Source organism: Pseudomonas sp. P867 (assembly GCF_019891455.1).
Lineage (GTDB): Bacteria > Pseudomonadota > Gammaproteobacteria > Pseudomonadales > Pseudomonadaceae > Aquipseudomonas > Aquipseudomonas synxantha_A.
On record NZ_JAFLXB010000002.1, the window covers coordinates 166250 to 183860 of the forward strand.

14 protein-coding genes are annotated in these 17611 nt (G+C 62.3%); 4 read left to right on the forward strand and 10 right to left on the reverse strand.

The window, feature by feature from the left end:
• Positions 1-59: 59 nt before the first annotated feature.
• Positions 60-1439 carry a DUF2868 domain-containing protein gene (locus J1G33_RS04270; RefSeq protein ID WP_223017739.1) on the forward strand — a complete coding sequence of 460 codons (1380 nt, stop codon included), beginning with the start codon at positions 60-62 and terminating at the stop codon, positions 1437-1439.
• Positions 1432-2799 carry a DUF3482 domain-containing protein gene (locus J1G33_RS04275; RefSeq protein ID WP_032878894.1) on the forward strand — a complete coding sequence of 456 codons (1368 nt, stop codon included), beginning with the start codon at positions 1432-1434 and terminating at the stop codon, positions 2797-2799. Before J1G33_RS04270 ends, J1G33_RS04275 begins: the two co-directional genes overlap by 8 nt.
• 14 nt (positions 2800-2813) lie before the next feature.
• Here the strand turns inward: J1G33_RS04275 and J1G33_RS04280 are convergent, their stop codons facing one another.
• The 7 genes from J1G33_RS04280 to J1G33_RS04310 all read right to left on the reverse strand — a co-directional run bounded on the left by J1G33_RS04280 (position 2814) and on the right by J1G33_RS04310 (position 11914).
• Positions 2814-3329, reverse strand: coding sequence for a hypothetical protein (locus tag J1G33_RS04280; protein WP_032878892.1), 516 nt, complete (start codon positions 3327-3329; stop codon positions 2814-2816).
• A gap of 154 nt (positions 3330-3483) precedes the next feature.
• Entirely contained in the window at positions 3484-4617 is a 1134-nt protein-coding gene (locus tag J1G33_RS04285) for a TIGR03364 family FAD-dependent oxidoreductase (protein WP_223017740.1), read from the reverse strand.
• Between the two features lie 125 nt (positions 4618-4742).
• A complete protein-coding gene (locus J1G33_RS04290; protein ID WP_223017741.1) occupies positions 4743-5765 on the reverse strand; it encodes a putative 2-aminoethylphosphonate ABC transporter substrate-binding protein in 1023 nt (340 codons plus the stop codon).
• Between the two features lie 22 nt (positions 5766-5787).
• Positions 5788-7500: a putative 2-aminoethylphosphonate ABC transporter permease subunit gene (locus J1G33_RS04295; RefSeq protein WP_223017742.1), complete on the reverse strand. Its 1713-nt coding sequence runs from the start codon at positions 7498-7500 to the stop codon at positions 5788-5790.
• A gap of 1 nt (position 7501) precedes the next feature.
• Positions 7502-8566: a putative 2-aminoethylphosphonate ABC transporter ATP-binding protein gene (locus J1G33_RS04300; protein ID WP_223017743.1), complete on the reverse strand. Its 1065-nt coding sequence runs from the start codon at positions 8564-8566 to the stop codon at positions 7502-7504.
• Between the two features lie 161 nt (positions 8567-8727).
• Positions 8728-9591 carry a LysR family transcriptional regulator gene (locus tag J1G33_RS04305; protein WP_005792324.1) on the reverse strand — a complete coding sequence of 288 codons (864 nt, stop codon included), beginning with the start codon at positions 9589-9591 and terminating at the stop codon, positions 8728-8730.
• Positions 9592-9607: 16 nt separating this feature from the next.
• On the reverse strand, positions 9608-11914 hold the full coding sequence (locus tag J1G33_RS04310) for a heavy metal translocating P-type ATPase (RefSeq protein WP_032878887.1): 2307 nt from the start codon (positions 11912-11914) through the stop codon (positions 9608-9610).
• 85 nt (positions 11915-11999) lie between these two features.
• Here J1G33_RS04310 and cadR point away from each other — a divergent pair, with 85 nt between their 5' ends.
• Positions 12000-12440 carry a Cd(II)/Pb(II)-responsive transcriptional regulator gene (cadR, locus tag J1G33_RS04315; protein WP_103734214.1) on the forward strand — a complete coding sequence of 147 codons (441 nt, stop codon included), beginning with the start codon at positions 12000-12002 and terminating at the stop codon, positions 12438-12440.
• 132 nt (positions 12441-12572) lie between these two features.
• Here the strand turns inward: cadR and J1G33_RS04320 are convergent, their stop codons facing one another.
• Both J1G33_RS04320 and lgt read right to left on the reverse strand, forming a co-directional pair.
• Complete coding sequence (locus tag J1G33_RS04320; RefSeq protein WP_005792328.1) at positions 12573-13406, reverse strand: thymidylate synthase; 834 nt, start codon at positions 13404-13406, stop codon at positions 12573-12575.
• Between the two features lie 51 nt (positions 13407-13457).
• Entirely contained in the window at positions 13458-14270 is an 813-nt protein-coding gene (gene lgt / locus J1G33_RS04325) for a prolipoprotein diacylglyceryl transferase (RefSeq protein WP_005792329.1), read from the reverse strand.
• 216 nt (positions 14271-14486) lie between these two features.
• On the opposite strand from lgt, the gene J1G33_RS04330 reads away from it, so the two are divergent.
• On the forward strand, positions 14487-15233 hold the full coding sequence (locus J1G33_RS04330; protein WP_223017744.1) for an NRDE family protein: 747 nt from the start codon (positions 14487-14489) through the stop codon (positions 15231-15233).
• A gap of 98 nt (positions 15234-15331) precedes the next feature.
• Here the strand turns inward: J1G33_RS04330 and ptsP are convergent, their stop codons facing one another.
• The gene (gene ptsP / locus J1G33_RS04335) at positions 15332-17611 is read right to left on the reverse strand and encodes a phosphoenolpyruvate--protein phosphotransferase (RefSeq protein ID WP_005792331.1); all 2280 of its coding nucleotides are present in this window, start codon (positions 17609-17611) and stop codon (positions 15332-15334) included.

Here is a 17611-nt window from a genome sequence, read left to right on the forward strand (position 1 = left end):
ATACCAGAGCCGCGAGTCAGCGGTTATGCTCCACCTTCACTGAAACAACAGGATGGCGCGTGACTGCACTGACTCCTCTGCACACACTCTGGCTGACAGAAGCCGTGCGCCTGCGTGAAGAACACGCCGGCCCCCTGGAAGACCTGGAAGCCAACCGCCTGGCCCGCACGGCCGGGGGCGACCTGTCGACGCGTATTACCCAGCGCGCCTTGCACCTGGCCGAGCGCGATGGCCTGACCGGTGCCCTCACACGCTGGCTGCAAGGCGCGCGCCTGGCGCTGATCTTACTGGCGGTCGTGGCCGTGATCAGTGGCGCCGGCCTGGCATTCGCTGCGCTGGGCAATGGCCTGACACCGGTGAACGTGTTCTGGGCCCTGGGCAGCCTGCTCGGGTTGAACCTGATCCTGCTGGTCAGTTGGGCCCTGGGGCTGCTGTTTGCTGGCGAACACAGCGCCAGCCTTGGGCGCCTGTGGTTATGGCTCAGCGAGAAACTGGCGCGTGACGCCAAAGCCGCACAATTGGCGCCAGCGTTGCTGCTGTTGTTGCAACGGAAAAAACTCAATCGCTGGGCGGTGGGTGTGTTGGCCAACAGCCTGTGGCTGCTGGCGTTGCTCAGCGCCATGGTGATCCTGCTGACCCTGCTCGCCACCCGTCGCTACGGCTTTGTGTGGGAAACCACCATTCTCGGCGCCGACACGTTTGTCGCCGTGACCCAGGCCCTCGCCAGCCTGCCCGCTTTGCTGGGTTTCAATGTGCCAACCGTCGACATGATCCGCGCCAGCGGTGATTCAGCCCTGAATATCGAAAACGCCCGCCAAGCCTGGGCCGCCTGGCTGGTGGGCGTGTTGCTGGTCTACGGCCTGCTGCCCCGATTGATCCTCGCCCTGTTCTGCCTGTGGCGCTGGAAAATCGGGCGTGCGGCGTTGCGCCTGGACCTCAACCTGCAAGGCTACGCCCAACTGCGCGAACGCCTGATGCCTAGCAGCGAACGGCTTGGGGTCAACGATGCCGCGCCCGAACAGCTGCACCACGTCAGCGGCGGCGTCAGCGAGATGGACAGCGACGGGGCCTTGCTGGTGGCCATCGAACTCGACGATCACCACCCGTGGCCGCCCAAACTGCCCAGCAACGTTAAAAACGCCGGCATCCTCGACAGCCGTGAATCGCGGAACAAGCTGCTGGAACAACTCAGCCGTTTCCCGCCCGCACGGCTGGTCATCGTCTGCGACCCGCGCCGCTCGCCGGACCGTGGCAGCCTGGCGTTGATCGCCGAACTGGCGCGCAGCGCCACCGCCACCCGTGTATGGCTGCTGCAAGCACCGCCCGGCCAGGCGCTGGACGCCGAACGCTTGGGTGACTGGCACACCGCACTGCAACAACTTGAGCTGCCGTTTGCCGATTGCGCACCGCTGAACTGGCTGGAGACCGGGCATGACTAAACCGCTGAAACTCGCCGTGGTCGGCCACACCAATGTCGGCAAGACCTCACTGCTGCGCACCCTCACCCGTGACGTGGGCTTCGGCGAAGTCTCCCATCGCCCCAGCACCACGCGGCATGTCGAAGGCGCGCGCTTGTCGGTGGATGGCGAAGCCTTGCTGGAGCTGTACGACACGCCCGGCCTGGAAGACGCCATCGCCCTGCTCGACTATCTGGAGCGCCTGGATCGCCCCGGTGAACGCCTGGACGGTCCCGCTCGCCTGGCGCGTTTTCTGGAGGGCAGCGAAGCGCGCCAGCGTTTCGAACAGGAAGCCAAGGTGTTACGCCAATTGCTGGCCTCGGACGCCGGCCTGTATGTGATCGACGCCCGCGAGCCGGTGCTGGCCAAGTACCGCGATGAGCTGCAAGTGCTGGCCAGTTGCGGCAAACCCTTGTTGCCGGTGCTCAACTTCGTCACCAGCAGCGACCAGCGCGAGCCGGACTGGCGCGAAGCCCTGGCCCGCCTCGGCCTGCACGCGCTGGTGCGCTTCGACAGCGTGGCGCCGCCGGAAGACGGTGAACGTCGCCTGTATGAAAGCCTGGCCCTGCTGCTGGAAAACTCCCGCCCGCAGTTGGAACGCCTGATCCTCGATCAAGAGGCCCAACGCCAGGCCCGCCAGCAAAGCGCCGCACGCTTGATCGCCGAACTGCTGATCGACTGCGCGGCCTGCCGTCGCAGCGTCGTCACCGAAGATGAACAGCAAGCCATCGGCGATCTGCGCAAAGCGGTGCGCCAACGGGAACAAAAGTGTGTTGAAGCCCTGCTCAAACTGTTCGGCTTTCGCCCACAGGATGCCGCCGCCAGCGACCTGCCATTGCTCGACGGTCGCTGGGGCGATGACTTGTTCAACCCCGAAACCCTCAAGCAACTTGGCGTGCGGGTCGGTGGCGGAATCGCCGCCGGTGCCGCTGCCGGTGCGGGCGTGGATCTCTTGGTCGGCGGCCTGACCCTTGGCGCTGCGGCCCTGGCCGGCGCTATCGCCGGTGGCGCCCTGCAAACCGCACGCAGCTACGGCAGCCGCCTGCTGGGCAAGATCAAAGGCCAACGCGAGCTGACCGTCGACGACAGCGTGCTGCGCCTGCTCGCCTTGCGCCAACGTCAGTTGCTCAAGGCCCTTAGTCTGCGCGGGCATGCGGCGATGCATAGCATCAAGGTCGACACGCCCCAGGACAAAACCTGGCGCGAGGGCAAGCTGCCCGACGCGCTGCACAAGGCCCGCGCCTATCCGCAATGGTCATCCCTCAACCCCCACGCCAAGCTGAGCCAGGCCGAGCGTCAGGAACAGGTCGAAACATTGGCTGAACAGCTCAACGAAGCGTGACGCGCTTAAAGCGCTCACCAATTCAACCCCAGGAACGCCTTGCATAGCGAGCGAACCAGTTCTTTATCAGCGTTTTCAGCTACCCCGTTGCGGTCGATATCACTATTGGTGGTAGCGGTTTCCAACACGCTGTCGCTGTCGACGTCATAGTCCATGGTTCTGGAGACCAGTAATGTTTTCCCCTCGGACACCTTGCTCTCACGGAACTCCAGCCTCACCGAATCCGGCCGTCCCGCGTCGCTGAAATCATCCACATAGATGACGAGCGCACACTGCCAATGGCTTGCCGGGTTAAACCAATTGAGTTTCACGAAGCTGTCGGCGAAAGTCGCGATCCGGCGCTTATCCAGGTCCAGCGAACCGGGTTTACTATGCCCTCCCCATTTTGCATTCGAGGTCATTTCCTGTCCGACGATATCGTGGATCAGCTCATCGGGACGACCCGGCCGTTGCTGATAGAAATGCAAAATGACCGTATCGGCATGACCGTTGCCTTGCAGGTCTTGGGCGATGGCTTTCAAATAGTGCATCAGTGTTGCTCTCTTAATGGGTGAAGCAAGCACCTTAGTGAGGTAACAACAAGGGCTCCAGGCGGCGTATCGGCTTATTGTGTAAGGCCCATCTTCGCTGCCAGTAGCCTCGCCGCCTTGGCCTTGAGTACATCAAGTTCGAGCACCGGGCTCATCACATCTCTCCCCACAAGGTACTGATATTTCGCTCGGCCATCGCCGGCCCCACGCTCATGCCCACGCCGGTGTGCATCAACGCAGCGCTGACACCGGATGCTGCCTGCACAAACGAGAACGGCCCGGGCCCGCGAGCGCCGTAGACGCCTTGCCAGCGTTCGACCACCTGGATTTTGCAGCCCAGGGTCTGTTCGGCCAGCTCGATCATCCAGTCATCTACCTGCTCGGCATTGAAGGGCGACGGGTCGCTGTCGTAATGGTGGGAGTCACCGATGATCAGTTCGCCATGGGGTGTAGGGCTGATCAACAGGTGAATGCCGTGTTCCTGCAGATGCGGCGTTTCGCGCAGGATCTGCGCCTGCACTGCGGCAGCCTCCGGCAGGTCGGCGAAGGCGCCGTAGTGCACGCAGCTCAGGCCGGTGAGCAGGGCGTGTTGCAGGTTCAGGTTGACCGCCGGCCGGGCGCGCAGCATTTGCAGGCGGCAGGTTTGCGGGTTGAGCGGGGCGATGGATTCGGCCAACAGGGTCTGATAGTCGTGGCCGGAGCAGACGATGATCTGCTCGCCGCGAAAGCTGCCGGCCGTGCTGTGCAATTGGCCCGGTTCGACGTCGCGCACCAGAGTGGAAAAGTGAAACTCCACCTTCAACGCCTGACTCAAGTACTGGATCAGCGCCGGGATCGCCTCGCGGGAATACAGTTGCTGGTCGTCTTTGCCATGCAACGCGGCGCGGTGATGGCGGAACTGGCCGGCGTACAGATCCTTCATCGCAGCGCCTTGCAGCAGCTCCACGTTATAGCCGTGTTCCTGCGCACGAGCGCTGCAGAAGGCTTCCAACAGATGCTCTTCGGCTTCGGTGCGGGCGAACAGATATGAACCGTTGCGTTTGAGCTGCAGACCAGCCAACTGCGCCCACTGTGCCCAGATATCACGGCTTTCCCGCGCCAGGTCGAGCATCTGGCCCGGCGGTTGACCGGTGACCAGCGCCTGACCGAAGTTGCGCACCGAGGCGCCCAATGGCGTGGCGCTGCGCTCGAACACCTTGACCTTGAGGCCGCGTTTGGCGGCGGCATAAGCGTGGGACAGGCCGAGAATGCCGGCGCCGATGATCAGCAGGTCGCTGTGGTGTGTCATGGAATGATGTCCTGAATTCGAAGCCGCTATCGCAGGCAAGCCAGCTCCCACATTTTGATGTGTGAATACCTTCAAATGTGGGAGCTGGCTTGCCTGCGAAGGGGCCATAAGCCCTAACGAAAACCTTACTGACCCGCCACCTTCTCCGACTTACCGTCATAGCGCTTGCGCCATTCAGTCAGGATGCTGTCGCGGTTTTTCGAGGCCCAGGCAAAGTCGTTCTTGATCAGGCGCTGCTCGTAGTCGGCCGGCAATTCGGTCTGCGGCTTGGCGATACCCGGCTGGGCGAGGATGGCGAAGTTAGCCTTGTACAGCTCCATCGCCGCTGGGCTGGCGGAAAAGTCAGCGAGTTTTTTTGCCGCATCGGCGTGTGCGCTGCCCTTGACTACGGCGGTGGCTTCGATCTCCCAGCCCAGGCCCTCTTTCGGCAGGATGATGTCCAGCGGCGCACCCTGGCGTTTGAGTTGAATCGCCGGGTATTCAAAGGAAATCCCGATCGGGAACTCACCGGACGCCGCCAACTTGCACGGCTTGGAGCCGGAGTGAACGTACTGGCCGATGTTCTGGTGCAGGTCGTCCATGTACTGCCAGCCCTGCTTCTCGCCGAAGGTCTGCAACCAGGCGCTGACATCCAGGAAGCCGGTGCCGGAGGACGCCGGGTTAGGCATGACGATCTTGCCCTTGTACTCAGGCTTGGTCAGGTCCTGCCAGCTCACCGGTTTGGTCAGGCCCTGCTTTTCGGCTTCGATGGTGTTGAAGCAGATGGTCGCAGCCCACACGTCCATGCCCACCCAGGCGGGCGGGTTGGCGGCGTCTCGGTAGTTTTTGCCGATCTTGTCCAAATCCTTGGGCGCGTAGTTGTCCAACATGCCTTGCTGATCGAGGATCGCCAGGCTGGAGGCGGCCAGGCCCCACACCACGTCAGCCTGCGGGCGGTCTTTTTCAGCCAGCAGCTTGGCGGTGATAATGCCGGTGGAATCGCGTACCCACTTGATCTCGATGTCGGGGTTGGCCTGCTCGAAGGCTTTTTTGTAGGTCTTCAATTGCTCGGCTTCGAGGGCCGTGTACACGGTCAACTCGGTCTTGGCGAAGGCATTCAGGCTGAATGCCGTGAGTACCGCAGCGACCAGCGCCAGGGGCTTGAACATGGAGCACCTCCTTCAGGGATGTTTATTGGCCGGGCGCGGTCTGGCGCCAGGCTTGGGAGCGACGCAGCGCGCCACGTGAGGCCCACGCCAGCAACAGCGAGACGCCGACTGAGGTGAACAGGATCAGGGTCGACATGGCCGCCGCGCCGCCCACGTTGCCGGCGTCGTCCATGTTCAGCACGGCGACGGCGGCGAGGATGGTGTCGGGGCTGTAGAGAAAGATCGCGGCGGACACGGTGGTCATCGCCGACACAAACAGGTAGCGCAGGATATCCAGCAGCGCCGGCAGGCAGATCGGCACCGTGACGCGCCAATAGTGGCGGTACAACGGCGCCTTGAGCGACAACGCCGCCGCTTCGAACTCGGCGTCCAGCTGGCGCAGGGCGGTGGTCGCGGTCATCTGCGCGGTGGTCAGGTAGTGCGCAATGGTGCACACCACCAGCAACGCCATGCTCCCGTAGAACACGTGCAGCGGGTTGCCGTTGAGGTTGAAAAAGAACACGTAGCCCAAGCCGAGCACCAGCCCCGGCACCGCCATCGGTACGAAGCTGAGCATGCGCAGCGCCAGGTTCAGGCCCTTCTGGCCCTTGGTCTTCTCCATCAGGTAGGCACCGGTGAAGATCAACACACTGCCGATCAACGCCGTGCACAGCGCCATGGTCAGGCTGTTGCGGTAGGCCAGCCAGCCGCCGCCGGCGGTGTCTTCGAACTGATAGTGGTTGAGCGATAGCGACAGGTTGTACGGCCAGAACTTCACCAGCGACGAATACACCGCCATGCCGAACACCAGCAGCAACACCGCGCAAATCAGCAACACGATGGGCAGGTAGCAACCGTCGCGCAGCCGCGATGGCGCGGGCAGAAACACCTGGGCGCGACCGCTCATCGAGTCGCCATGCCGACGGCGCAACCAGGCATCCACGCCGAAGCTGAACAGTGCCGGCAGCAGCAACACCATGCCGATCAACGCGCCGCGCCCGAACTGTTGCTGACCGACCACCGCCTTGTAGGCTTCCAGCGCCAACACCTGGTAATCACCGCCCACCACCACCGGCACACCGAAGTCGGTGATGGTCAGGGTAAACACCAGGCAGAACGCGGCGAACACCGCCTGGCGCGTGGCCGGCCAGGTGATGCTGCGAAACGCCCGGGCCGGGCTGGCGCCCATGCTCGACGCCGCATCGAACAAGCGTGCATCCGCCAGGGACAGCGCCGAGAGCAAGATCATCAAGGCATGGGGAAAGGTGTAGATCACTTCACCGAGCACAATGCCCCAGAAGCCGTAGATATTGTCCGAGAGCAAACCGCGCAACATGCCCTGGTTGCCGAACAGATAGACCAGGGCAATGCCCGGCAGCATCGACGGCGCCATCAAGGGCAGCAATGACAACCCGCGCCAGACGGTCTTGCCAGGAATCAACGTGCGTTGCAGGGCGTAGGCAAACAGGTAAGCCAGCGGTACGACGATGGCCGCCACACTGAGGGAAACTTTCAGGCTATTTCCCAGCAACCAGTGGAAGTTGGCGCTGGTCAGCAGCTCCCGCGCTGCAACCAGGCCACCGCCCTGCCCGGCTTCGCTGCTGAAGCCGCGCCAGAAGATCGCCAGCAGCGGCAGCAGGACCGCCACCACCAGCAGGCCGAGCCAGAGCCATTTACCGCCGACCACAAAGAGGCGGTCGCCCCACTCGGCGCGGGACACCTGACGCGGTACCGGCAATGTCATGACGGCGGCCATCTCAGGCAAACACCTGCAGGCTGCGCGGCGGCAAGGCCACCCAGATGTCCTGGGCGCCCAGGCGCGGCATGGCTTCGGGCGCCAGTTCGGCCAGCAACGGATGGCCCGGCAACTGCTCCAACTCAAAGCTCATGCGGCAGCGGTTGCCGAGGAAAGTAATTTCGCGAACCTTGGCCGGGAACAGGTTTTCTTCATGCACCGTCGGGTTGACGCTGATCGCTTCCGGGCGACAGAACAGGCGGCCGGACCGGGCCACACCGGCATCGTCGGCCAGGCGCATATTCATTCCGCCGACCTGGGCATGGCTGGCGCTGCTACGGCTGAACGGCAACCAGTTGCCCTGGCCAACAAACTCGGCCACGAAGGGTGTGGCCGGGCGGTCGTAGATCTCCTGGGGCGTGGCGTACTGCTCGACCTTACCGTTGTTCATCACGGCAATGCGGTCGGCCATCAACATGGCTTCGTCCTGGTTGTGGGTCACCATCAAGGTGGTAATACCCAGGCGCCGCTGCAATTGGCGCAGCTCGGTGCACAAATGCTCGCGCACACGGGCGTCGAGGGCCGACATCGGTTCATCCAGCAGTAATAACGAAGGGGCCGGCGCCAATGCACGGGCCAGAGCGACGCGCTGCTGCTGGCCGCCGGAGAGTTGGGCGGGGTATTTCTTTTCGCTGCCGACCAAACCGACCAGTTCAAGCATCTGCCCGACGCGCTTGCGCACTTCATCGCGGCCGCTGCCTGTGAGGCCGTAGCCAATGTTTGCTTCAACCGTGAGATTGGGGAACAACGCGTAGGACTGAAACAGGATGCCGTAGTCTCGCGCCTGGGGCGGCAGCAGGGAAACGTCCCGCTCGCCCAGGTAAAGCTCACCGCTATCCTGACGCTCCAGGCCGGCGATGCAGCGCAGCAACGTGGTCTTGCCGCAGCCGGACGGGCCCAGCAGGCACACCAGCTCGCCGGCGGCGACGTCCAGGGACACGTTGTCCAGCGCGGTGAAAGCGCCAAAGCGTTTCTGGATCCCGCGCACCTTCATGGGCGCGCCGGGTTGGGTCAGGGCTGTGTTCATGCAAGGCACCTCATCGAACGGATGAAGGCCATGCTAGGGAGGCAATGCGTAGTTGGTGTGGCAGAAAGGCAAAAGGAGGTGATAGTGGTATTGGTAGATTTGTGTAGGACTCATGGAGATGAGTTGCCTGGCCTACCGCAATCGGGAGCAAGCCGCAGAACTTAAATTGGCGACATTTCCTGAGCCAGGCCAAGGAATGCCGCCGGCAGCCGTGCACCTTTACGCTCTTTGAGGCAATACAGATACTCCGGAATCTGCGGCGCATTCTCGATGGTCAGCACACGCAATTGCGGATCATGGGGCACTTCCTGGCGAGCAATGATGCTGATGCCGATATTGCGCAGCACCGCCTCGCGAATCGACTCACGGCTGCCAATCTCCAGCAACGGCCCATACCCCACGCCGCCGCTTTTCAACAGTTCTTCGGTCAGCCTGCGGGTGGTGGAGCCGGCTTCACGCATCAACAACGTGTGCCCGGCCAGCGCGCTCAACGACACATGCTCAAGCTTGGCCAACGGGTGATTGCGATGTACCGCCAGCACCAGCGGGTCGGTGCCCAGCACGCGGCGGATCAGGCGCGGGTCGTCCAGCAATTGCGAAGAGGCCGCAACGTCGACGCGGTAATCATCCAGCGCTTCGAGTACCTGCTGGGAGTTGCCGATTTCCACCGACACTTCCACGTGCGGCAGGCGTTCACGAAAGGCTTTGACCAGGTCGAGAATGTAATACGGCGCCGTCGCGGCGATCCGCAGCGCGCCCTGGACCTGACCATTGTTGCGCAGGAAAAACTCGATATCCGCTTCCTGCTGCAACAGCGTCTTGACCATCGGCAACAGCCGCGCACCTTCGTCGCTGACCGTCAGGCGACGGCCACCGCGATAGAACAGCTCAACGCCGTATTGGCTTTCCAGGTTGCGAATCTGGGTGGTCACCGTGGGCTGGCTCAGGCCGAGTTTTTTCGCCGCCTGGGTGATACTGCCCAGGCGGGCGACCATGAAAAACGCCTTTAACTCAGCACTCAGCACACCACCCTCTCATCCTCTATTTGCGCAACAGGCGCAGGCCATTGAACACCACCAGCAAACTCACGCCCATGTCGGCGAAGACCGCCATCCACATGGTCGCCATGCCCATGAAGGTCACGGCCAGGAAAATTGCCTTGATCACCAGCGCCAGGGCGATGTTCTGCTTGAGGATACTCGACGTTTGGCGCGACAGCCGAATGAAAGCCGGAATCTTGCGCAGATCATCATCCATCAGCGCCACGTCGGCGGTCTCGATGGCGGTGTCGGTGCCTGCTGCAGCCATGGCGAAGCCAATCTCGGCACGGGCCAGAGCCGGCGCGTCATTGATGCCATCACCGACCATGCCCACCCGATGGCCTTGGCCGTAGAGGGTTTCGATGGCTTGCAGCTTGTCGGTGGGCAACAGGTCACCCTGGGCCTGGTCGATGCCGACTTGGGTCGCAATCGCCTGGGCGGTGTGGGTGTTGTCGCCGGTGAGCATCAGGGTTTTGATGCCCAGGTCGTGAAGTTGCTGGATGGCTTCGCGGCTACTGTCCTTGACCGTGTCGGCCACGGCAAACAGCGCCAGGGGGCCGGACTTGTCCAGCAGTAGCACGACGGACTTGCCTTGTTTTTCCAGGGCGAAGAGTTTTTCTTCCAACGCCTCTGAGCACAGGCCGAGGTCTTCCACCAGGCGGTGGTTGCCCAAGTGATAGGTCTGGCCGTTGATGTCGCCGCGCACACCGCGCCCGGCCAGAGCCTCGAAGTTATCCACAACGTGAAGCGCCAGGTTTTTATCCACAGCTGCGTTGGCGATCGCCAGGGACACCGGGTGGTCGGAACGCCCGGCCAAACTGGCGGCCAGGGCCGGGGCGCTGTCTTCAAGATTCGGGAACAGCGGCAGGTAATCGGTTTGCACCGGTTTGCCGTGGGTGATGGTGCCGGTCTTGTCGAGCGCCAGGTAGTCGAGCTTGTAACCGCCCTCCAGGTACACGCCGCCCTTGATCAGGATGCCTTTGCGCGCTGCGGCGGCCAGGCCGCTGACGATGGTCACCGGTGTGGAGATCACCAAGGCACACGGGCATGCCACCACCAGCAGCACGAGGGCGCGATAGATCCAGTCGAACCACACGCCCGCCATGAACAGCGGCGGAATCACCGCCACGCCCAGGGCAAACAGGAACACCGCCGGGGTGTAGACCTTGGAAAAACTGTCGACAAAGCGCTGGGTCGGCGCCCGTGCGCCTTGGGCCTGTTCCACGGCGTGGATGATTCGCGCCAGGGTCGAGTTGTTGGCCGCCGCAGTGACTTTGTACTCCAGGGAACCGGCCTGGTTGATGGTGCCGGCGAAGACTTTATCGCCGATGGTCTTTTCAATCGGCAGGCTTTCCCCGGTGATCGGTGCCTGATCGATGGTGGATTGACCGGCAGTGACTTCACCGTCCAGGCCGATACGCTCGCCGGGTTTTACTCGGACGATCGCACCAAGTTCAATGCTTTTGACCTCTTGTTCCATCCATGAGCCGTCAGCCTGGCGCACGGTGGCCTGCTCCGGGGTCATCTGCATCAAGCCGCTGATGGCATTGCGCGCCCGGTCCAGGGACTTGGCCTCAATCAACTCGGCTACCGTAAACAGGAACATCACCATCGCCGCTTCCGGCCACTGACCAATCAGGATGGCGCCGGTCACCGCGATGCTCATCAGCGCGTTGATGTTCAGGTTGAGGTTTTTCAGGGCAATCCAGCCCTTTTTGTAGGTGGTCAAGCCGCCGCTGAGGATCGACACCAGCGCCACCAGTGCGATCACCCAAGTCGGTGCCACACCGGTGAAGTGCAGCACTTCGGCACCCAGGGCGCCCACGCCCGACACTGCCAATGGCCACCAATGCTTCTTGGCCGGCGGCGCGGCGGTGGGGCTGCCTTCCTCGATAGGGTCGGCCTGCATACCGATGGACTTGATCGCCGCAATGATCGGCGCCGTGCTCGGCAGGTCATGGGTGACACCGAGGATGCGGTTGATCAGGTTGAATTCCAGTTGCTGCACGCCGGCGAGCTTGCCCAGTTTGTTCTGGATCAGCGTCTGCTCGGTGGGGCAGTCCATGGCTTCGATGCGGAAAGTGCTCAGGCGCGAGCCGGCGGTGGGCGCTTCGCTCAGGGTCACCACGGCAGGCCCGGCAGCGCCGGAACAGCAGGAGCCCGAGTGGCCGTGGCTATCCACCGGCGTGAGTTTTGCAGGGGCGTGATCATGTGGGTGATCGTGACCATGATCGTGCGGGTGGTCATGAGCATGGTCATGATCGTGCTTGTGGTCGTGCTTGTGCGGGGTGTGAATGGAGTGGCTCATCAGGTCGCGTCCGTAAAGGTGCCTGTTGCCAAGTAAAGACCCTGTAGCCACTATAGGGTCAAGCACCCATTTGGAGATTGCTGCGATGAAGATCGGCGAACTGGCCAAACTCACCGACTGCCCGGTGGAAACCATCCGTTATTACGAGAAGGAAAGCCTGCTGCCACCTCCTGCGCGCACTGAGGGCAACTACCGGGTCTATACCCAGGCGCACACCGAGCGGCTGATCTTTATCCGCAACTGCCGCAGCCTGGACATGACCCTCGAAGAAATCCGCAGCCTGTTAGGGCTGCGCGACAGCCCCCAGGACCAGTGCGAAAGCGTGAATGCGTTGATCGACGAACATATCCACCACGTGAAAGCGCGGATCGACGGATTGCTGGCCTTGCAGGAACAACTGCTGGACCTGCGCCAACGTTGCGGCGGTGGGGATCAGTGCGGGATTTTGCAGCAGTTGGAGGTCAGCGGCGGGATTGCGGCCAGTGAGGCCGAGCCTTCACATGTGGGCAGAAGCCACGGCCACTAAACTCAAGCGAACACGCAACCCATGTGGGAGCTGGCTTGCCTGCGATAGCGGTGGGCCCGCGACATTGATGTCGCCTGACACTCCGCTATCGCAGGCAAGCCAGCTCCCACAGTTTTTTACCGCGATGGGCCGTTAGATAGCCACGTCTGCCTTGATGCTTGGGTCCGCGTCGTAACCCACGATCTCGAAGTCTTCGAACTTGTAGTCGTAGATCGAAGCAGGCTTGCGCTTGATCACCAGCTCCGGCAGCTTTTTCGGCGTGCGCGCCAACTGGGTCTGGATCTGTTCCATGTGGTTGCTGTAAGCGTGGGTGTCGCCAGTGGTGACAATGATCTCGTGAGGGATCAGGTCGCATTGCTGGGCCAGCATATGGGTCAGCAACGCCAGCGCGGCGGTGTTATACGGCAGCCCCAGGAATACGTCAGAGCTGCGGATATACAGCTGCATCGACAGATGGCCGTCATGCACGAACGCCTGATACAGCAAGTGGCACGGCGGCAGGGCTTGCTTGCCGTTGCGCGCGTTTTCCTGCGGGCTCTGGGTTTCGTCCGGCAGGTACTCGACGTTCCAGCCGTGGAACAGGATGCGGCGGCTGTTGGGGTTGGTCTTGAGCGTGTGCACCATGTAGTCGATCTGGTTGATCGTGCCGCCGTCCTTGGTAGGCCAGGCGGTCCACTGCTCGCCATACACCGGGCCCAGGTCACCGTCTTCGGTGGCCCACTCATCCCAGATCTTCACGCCATTTTCGTTGAGCCATTTGATGTTGGTGTTGCCGCTCAACATCCAGATCAGTTCGTTGGCGATGCTTTTGAAGTGCAGTTTCTTGGTAGTCAGCAGCGGGAAGCCGTCGGCCAGGTTATGCCGATACTGACGGGCGAACACGGCCTTGGTGCCTGTGCCGGTGCGGTCGCCCTTGGTCAGGCCATTGGTCACGACGTCGTGCAGCAGTTCGAGATATTGCTTCATGTGAGTACCTGTATCGTTGAAGCCGAGGCGGGCAAACCTCGGCGTTCGAATTTAAAGCGCGGCGTTCTTCAGCGGCTGCGGGCGGTTGTAAGCCCACCACAACATGCCCAGGCCCGCCAGGATCATCGGCAGGCTGAGCACCTGACCCATGGTCAGCCAGCCCCACGCCAGGTAGCCCAACTGCGCATCCGGCACCCGAACGAACTCGACGATAAAGCGGAAAATCCCGTAGAACAGCGCGAACATACCCGACACGGCCATGGTAGGGCGTGGCTTGCGCGAGAAGAGGTAAAGAATAAGGAACAGCGCCACACCTTCCAACGCGAACTGATACAGCTGCGACGGGTGGCGCGGCAGTTGCGCCGGGTCGCTGAACGGCGGGAACACCATGGCCCACGGCACGTCGGTCGGCTTGCCCCACAACTCGGCGTTGATAAAGTTGCCAATGCGCCCGGCACCCAGGCCGATCGGCACGAACGGCGCCACAAAATCCATCAACTGGAAGAACGACTTGCCGTTGCGGCGCCCGAACCACCACGCAGCGATCATCACGCCGACAAACCCGCCGTGGAATGCCATGCCGCCCTTCCACACTTCGAAAATCAGCGTCGGGTTGGCGATATACGCAGACAGGTCGTAGAACAGCACATACCCCAGGCGCCCGCCGACGATCACCCCCATCGACATCCAGAACACCATGTCGGAGAGCTTCTCCTTGGTCCAGGTCGGGTCGAAACGGTTCAGGCGCCGGGAAGCCAACAGCCAGGCACCGCCGATGCCGATCAGGTACATCAACCCGTACCAATGGATTTTCAGCGGACCAATGGCCAGGGCCACCGGGTCGATCTGCGGGTAAGGCAGCATTGCGACTCCTCGTTAAAACATTTAGTCATGACGCACCGGACCATGCCGATGTGCGATTAAGCCTGCGTTACAGCGGCGAGATCAAATTAAGAAGTTCACATACACGCCAAATAGCCCGGCATGTTAACGGATGGAAGGTGAACGGCCCAACTTCGTTACGATGGAACGCCTGCACATCTGTGGGTAGAGTGGCAAAAACACAAAAGGGGTCACCCGATGTGCCTGATTGTTTTCGCCTGGCGACCAGGCCATGCCCAACCGCTGATCGTCGCGGCCAACCGCGATGAGTTCTATGCCCGCCCCAGCCTGCCGCTGGCCCAGTGGCCGGATGCGCCGCAGGTCTATGCTGGCCGCGATCAGGAGGCCGGGGGCACTTGGTTGGGTGTCAACTCGGATGGGCGTTTCGCTGCGCTGACCAATATCCGCGACCCGCACCAGCCACCGGCACGCAAGTCGCGGGGCGAGCTGGTGGCGCGCTTTCTCAGTGGGTCGCTGCCCATTGATGACTACTTAGCCGACGTTAATCGACGTTCGATTGAATATGCCGGGTTTAACCTGCTGGTGGGGACGCGGGACGAGCTGTGGCATTACAACGCCAATGATACCGAGCCTACGCTGCTGAAGGCTGGGGTTTACGGGTTATCCAATGCCGGGCTGGATACGCCCTGGCCTAAGTTGGTGAAGGCCAAGGCGGCGTTCAGCGCAGTACTGGAGAACCCCGAGCCTAAGGCACTGCTGGGAATTCTCAGCGACCCGCAGACCGCCCCGTTTGCTGAACTGCCGGACACCGGCGTAGGCCTGGCGACCGAAAACCTGCTATCGAGCGTGTTTATCGCCAGCCCCAGTTATGGGACACGGGCCAGCACGGCGCTGATTGTGAATGCCGATGGGACGCGCAGGATGCTGGAGCGTAGCTTTGGCCCACACGGCGGGCGGCTGGGCGAGGTCGAACTGGAAATCTGACGGCGCTTGGACTGACGTCATCGCAGGCAAGCCAGCTCCCACATTTGGAATGCAGTTCCCTGTGGGAGCTGGCTTGCCTGCGATGAAGGCGCCTCGGTCTAGAGGGTTTTCGCCGAGGCCGGGTTGATCATCCGGGTCAGCCCGAGGTTCTTCAGCGCCAACTGCAACGAGCTGTGGATAACTTGCGGGTTGTCGATGGTCATCAACTGCGCGAGCAAATCCTTGGCCATGCCCAGGTCAACCTGGCGCAACATCCACTTCACCTTCGGCAAGTTGGTGGCGTTCATCGACAGGCTGTCAAAGCCCATCGCCATCAGCAACACCGCAGCGGCCGGGTCGCCAGCCATCTCACCGCAGATACTCACCGGCTTGCCTTCGGCATGGGCGTCGCGCACCACGTGTTGCAACGCTTGCAACACCGCCGGGTGCAGGTAGTCGTAGAGGTCGGCCACCCGTGGGTTGTTACGGTCCACCGCCAGCAGGTACTGGGTCAGGTCGTTGGAGCCCACCGAGAGGAAGTCCACCTGCCGCGCCAACTCCTTGGCCTGGTATACCGCTGCGGGAATTTCGATCATCACGCCAATCGGCGGCATCGGTACGTCGGCGCCTTCGTCGCGTACTTCGCCCCAGGCGCGGTGGATCAGGTGCAGGGCTTCTTCCAGCTCATGGGTGCCGGAGATCATCGGCAGCAGGATACGCAGGTTGTTCAACCCCTCGCTGGCCTTGAGCATGGCGCGGGTCTGGACGAGGAAGATTTCAGGATGGTCGAGGGTAACGCGAATGCCACGCCAGCCAAGGAAGGGGTTGTCTTCCTTGATGGGGAAATACGACAGTGACTTGTCGCCGCCAATGTCCAGGCTGCGCATCGTCACCGGTAGCGGGTGGAAGGCCTGCAGTTGCTCGCGATAAATCGCCAGCTGCTCCTTCTCGCTCGGAAAACGCTGGTTGATCATGAACGGCACTTCGGTGCGGTACAGCCCCACCCCTTCGGCGCCGCGTTGTTGCGCGCGGGCCACATCCGCCAGCAGGCCGGTGTTGACCAGCAGCGGCACGCGGTGGCCGTCGAGGGTGACGCACGGCAGCTCGCGCAACGAATCGAGGCCCTGGGCCAGTTGCTTCTCTTCTTCCACCACTTCGGCGTATTGCTTGCGCAGCACGTCGCTGGGGTTGGTAAATACCTCGCCGCGATGACCATCGACGATCATGTCGATACCGTCGACCTTGGAGTACGGCAGGTCCACCAGGCCCATCACCGTCGGGATACCCATGGCCCGGGCCAGGATCGCGACGTGGGAGTTACCCGAGCCCAATACCGAGACCAGGCCCACCAGCTTGCCCTCAGGCACTTCGCCGAGCTGAGTGGCCGTCAGCTCTTCGCTGACCAGGATGGTGTTATCGGGGAAGACCATGTTGGTGCTGCGGTCTTCCTGCAGGTACGCCAGCAGGCGGCGACCCAGGTCGCGCACATCCGAAGCCCGCTCGCGCAGGTAGGCGTCGTCCATCATTTCGAAACGGTTGACGTGATCGGTGACCACCTGGCGCAACGCGCCCTGGGCCCACTGGCCGGTCTTGATCACGGTTTTGACTTCGTTACCCAGGGACGCGTCGTCGAGCATCATCTGGTACACGTCGAACAGCGCACGCTCTTCAGGGCGCAGCTGGGTGGCCAGCTTGTTCGACAGGTTGCGCATGTCGGCGCGCACGCCTTCCAGGGCGGTCTTGAACAGTTTGATTTCGGCTTCGATGTCGTGGACGGTCTTGTCCGGCACCACATCGAGGTCGGCCGGCGGCAGCATGACCACCGCCGTACCCACCGCAGCACCCGGCGAACCGGGCACGCCGACGAACTTGGCTTCCTGGATACCCTTGCCCTGGCGCCCCAGGCCGCGGATCGAGCCGGTGGCTTCGGCGTGGGCGATAACCCCGGCCAACTGCGCGCTCATGGTCACCAGGAAGGCTTCTTCACCTTCATCGAACTGGCGACGTTCTTTTTGCTGGATGACCAACACGCCGACAACGCGGCGGTGGTGGATGATCGGCGCCCCCAGGAACGAGGCGTAGCGCTCTTCACCGGTTTCGGCGAAGTAGCGATAACGCGGGTGGTCGGCCGCATGTTCGAGGTTCAGGGGTTCTTCACGCGTCCCCACCAGGCCCACCAGACCTTCATTGGGCGCCATGCTGACCTTGCCGATGGAGCGCTTGTTCAAGCCCTCCGTGGCCATCAGCACAAAACGGTTGGTCTCGGGGTCCAGCAGGTAAACCGAGCAGACCTGGCTGCCCATGGCTTCCTTGACGCGCAACACAATAATCCCCAACGCCGCCTTGAGATCCTTGGCGGAGTTAACTTCCTGGACGATCTTGCGCAGCGTATTGAGCAT

Coding starts and splice junctions, on each gene's coding strand:
- J1G33_RS04290 (WP_223017741.1), bottom strand. CDS start 5,765: ATGTTCAAGCCCCTGGCGCTGGTCGCTGCGGTACTCACGGCATTCAGC.
- J1G33_RS04280 (WP_032878892.1), bottom strand. CDS start 3,329: ATGCACTATTTGAAAGCCATCGCCCAAGACCTGCAAGGCAACGGTCAT.
- J1G33_RS04295 (WP_223017742.1), bottom strand. CDS start 7,500: ATGGCCGCCGTCATGACATTGCCGGTACCGCGTCAGGTGTCCCGCGCC.
- J1G33_RS04300 (WP_223017743.1), bottom strand. CDS start 8,566: ATGAACACAGCCCTGACCCAACCCGGCGCGCCCATGAAGGTGCGCGGG.
- J1G33_RS04330 (WP_223017744.1), top strand. CDS start 14,487: ATGTGCCTGATTGTTTTCGCCTGGCGACCAGGCCATGCCCAACCGCTG.
- lgt (WP_005792329.1), bottom strand. CDS start 14,270: ATGCTGCCTTACCCGCAGATCGACCCGGTGGCCCTGGCCATTGGTCCG.
- ptsP (WP_005792331.1), bottom strand. CDS start 17,611: ATGCTCAATACGCTGCGCAAGATCGTCCAGGAAGTTAACTCCGCCAAG.
- J1G33_RS04310 (WP_032878887.1), bottom strand. CDS start 11,914: ATGAGCCACTCCATTCACACCCCGCACAAGCACGACCACAAGCACGAT.
- J1G33_RS04285 (WP_223017740.1), bottom strand. CDS start 4,617: ATGACACACCACAGCGACCTGCTGATCATCGGCGCCGGCATTCTCGGC.
- J1G33_RS04320 (WP_005792328.1), bottom strand. CDS start 13,406: ATGAAGCAATATCTCGAACTGCTGCACGACGTCGTGACCAATGGCCTG.
- J1G33_RS04275 (WP_032878894.1), top strand. CDS start 1,432: ATGACTAAACCGCTGAAACTCGCCGTGGTCGGCCACACCAATGTCGGC.
- cadR (WP_103734214.1), top strand. CDS start 12,000: ATGAAGATCGGCGAACTGGCCAAACTCACCGACTGCCCGGTGGAAACC.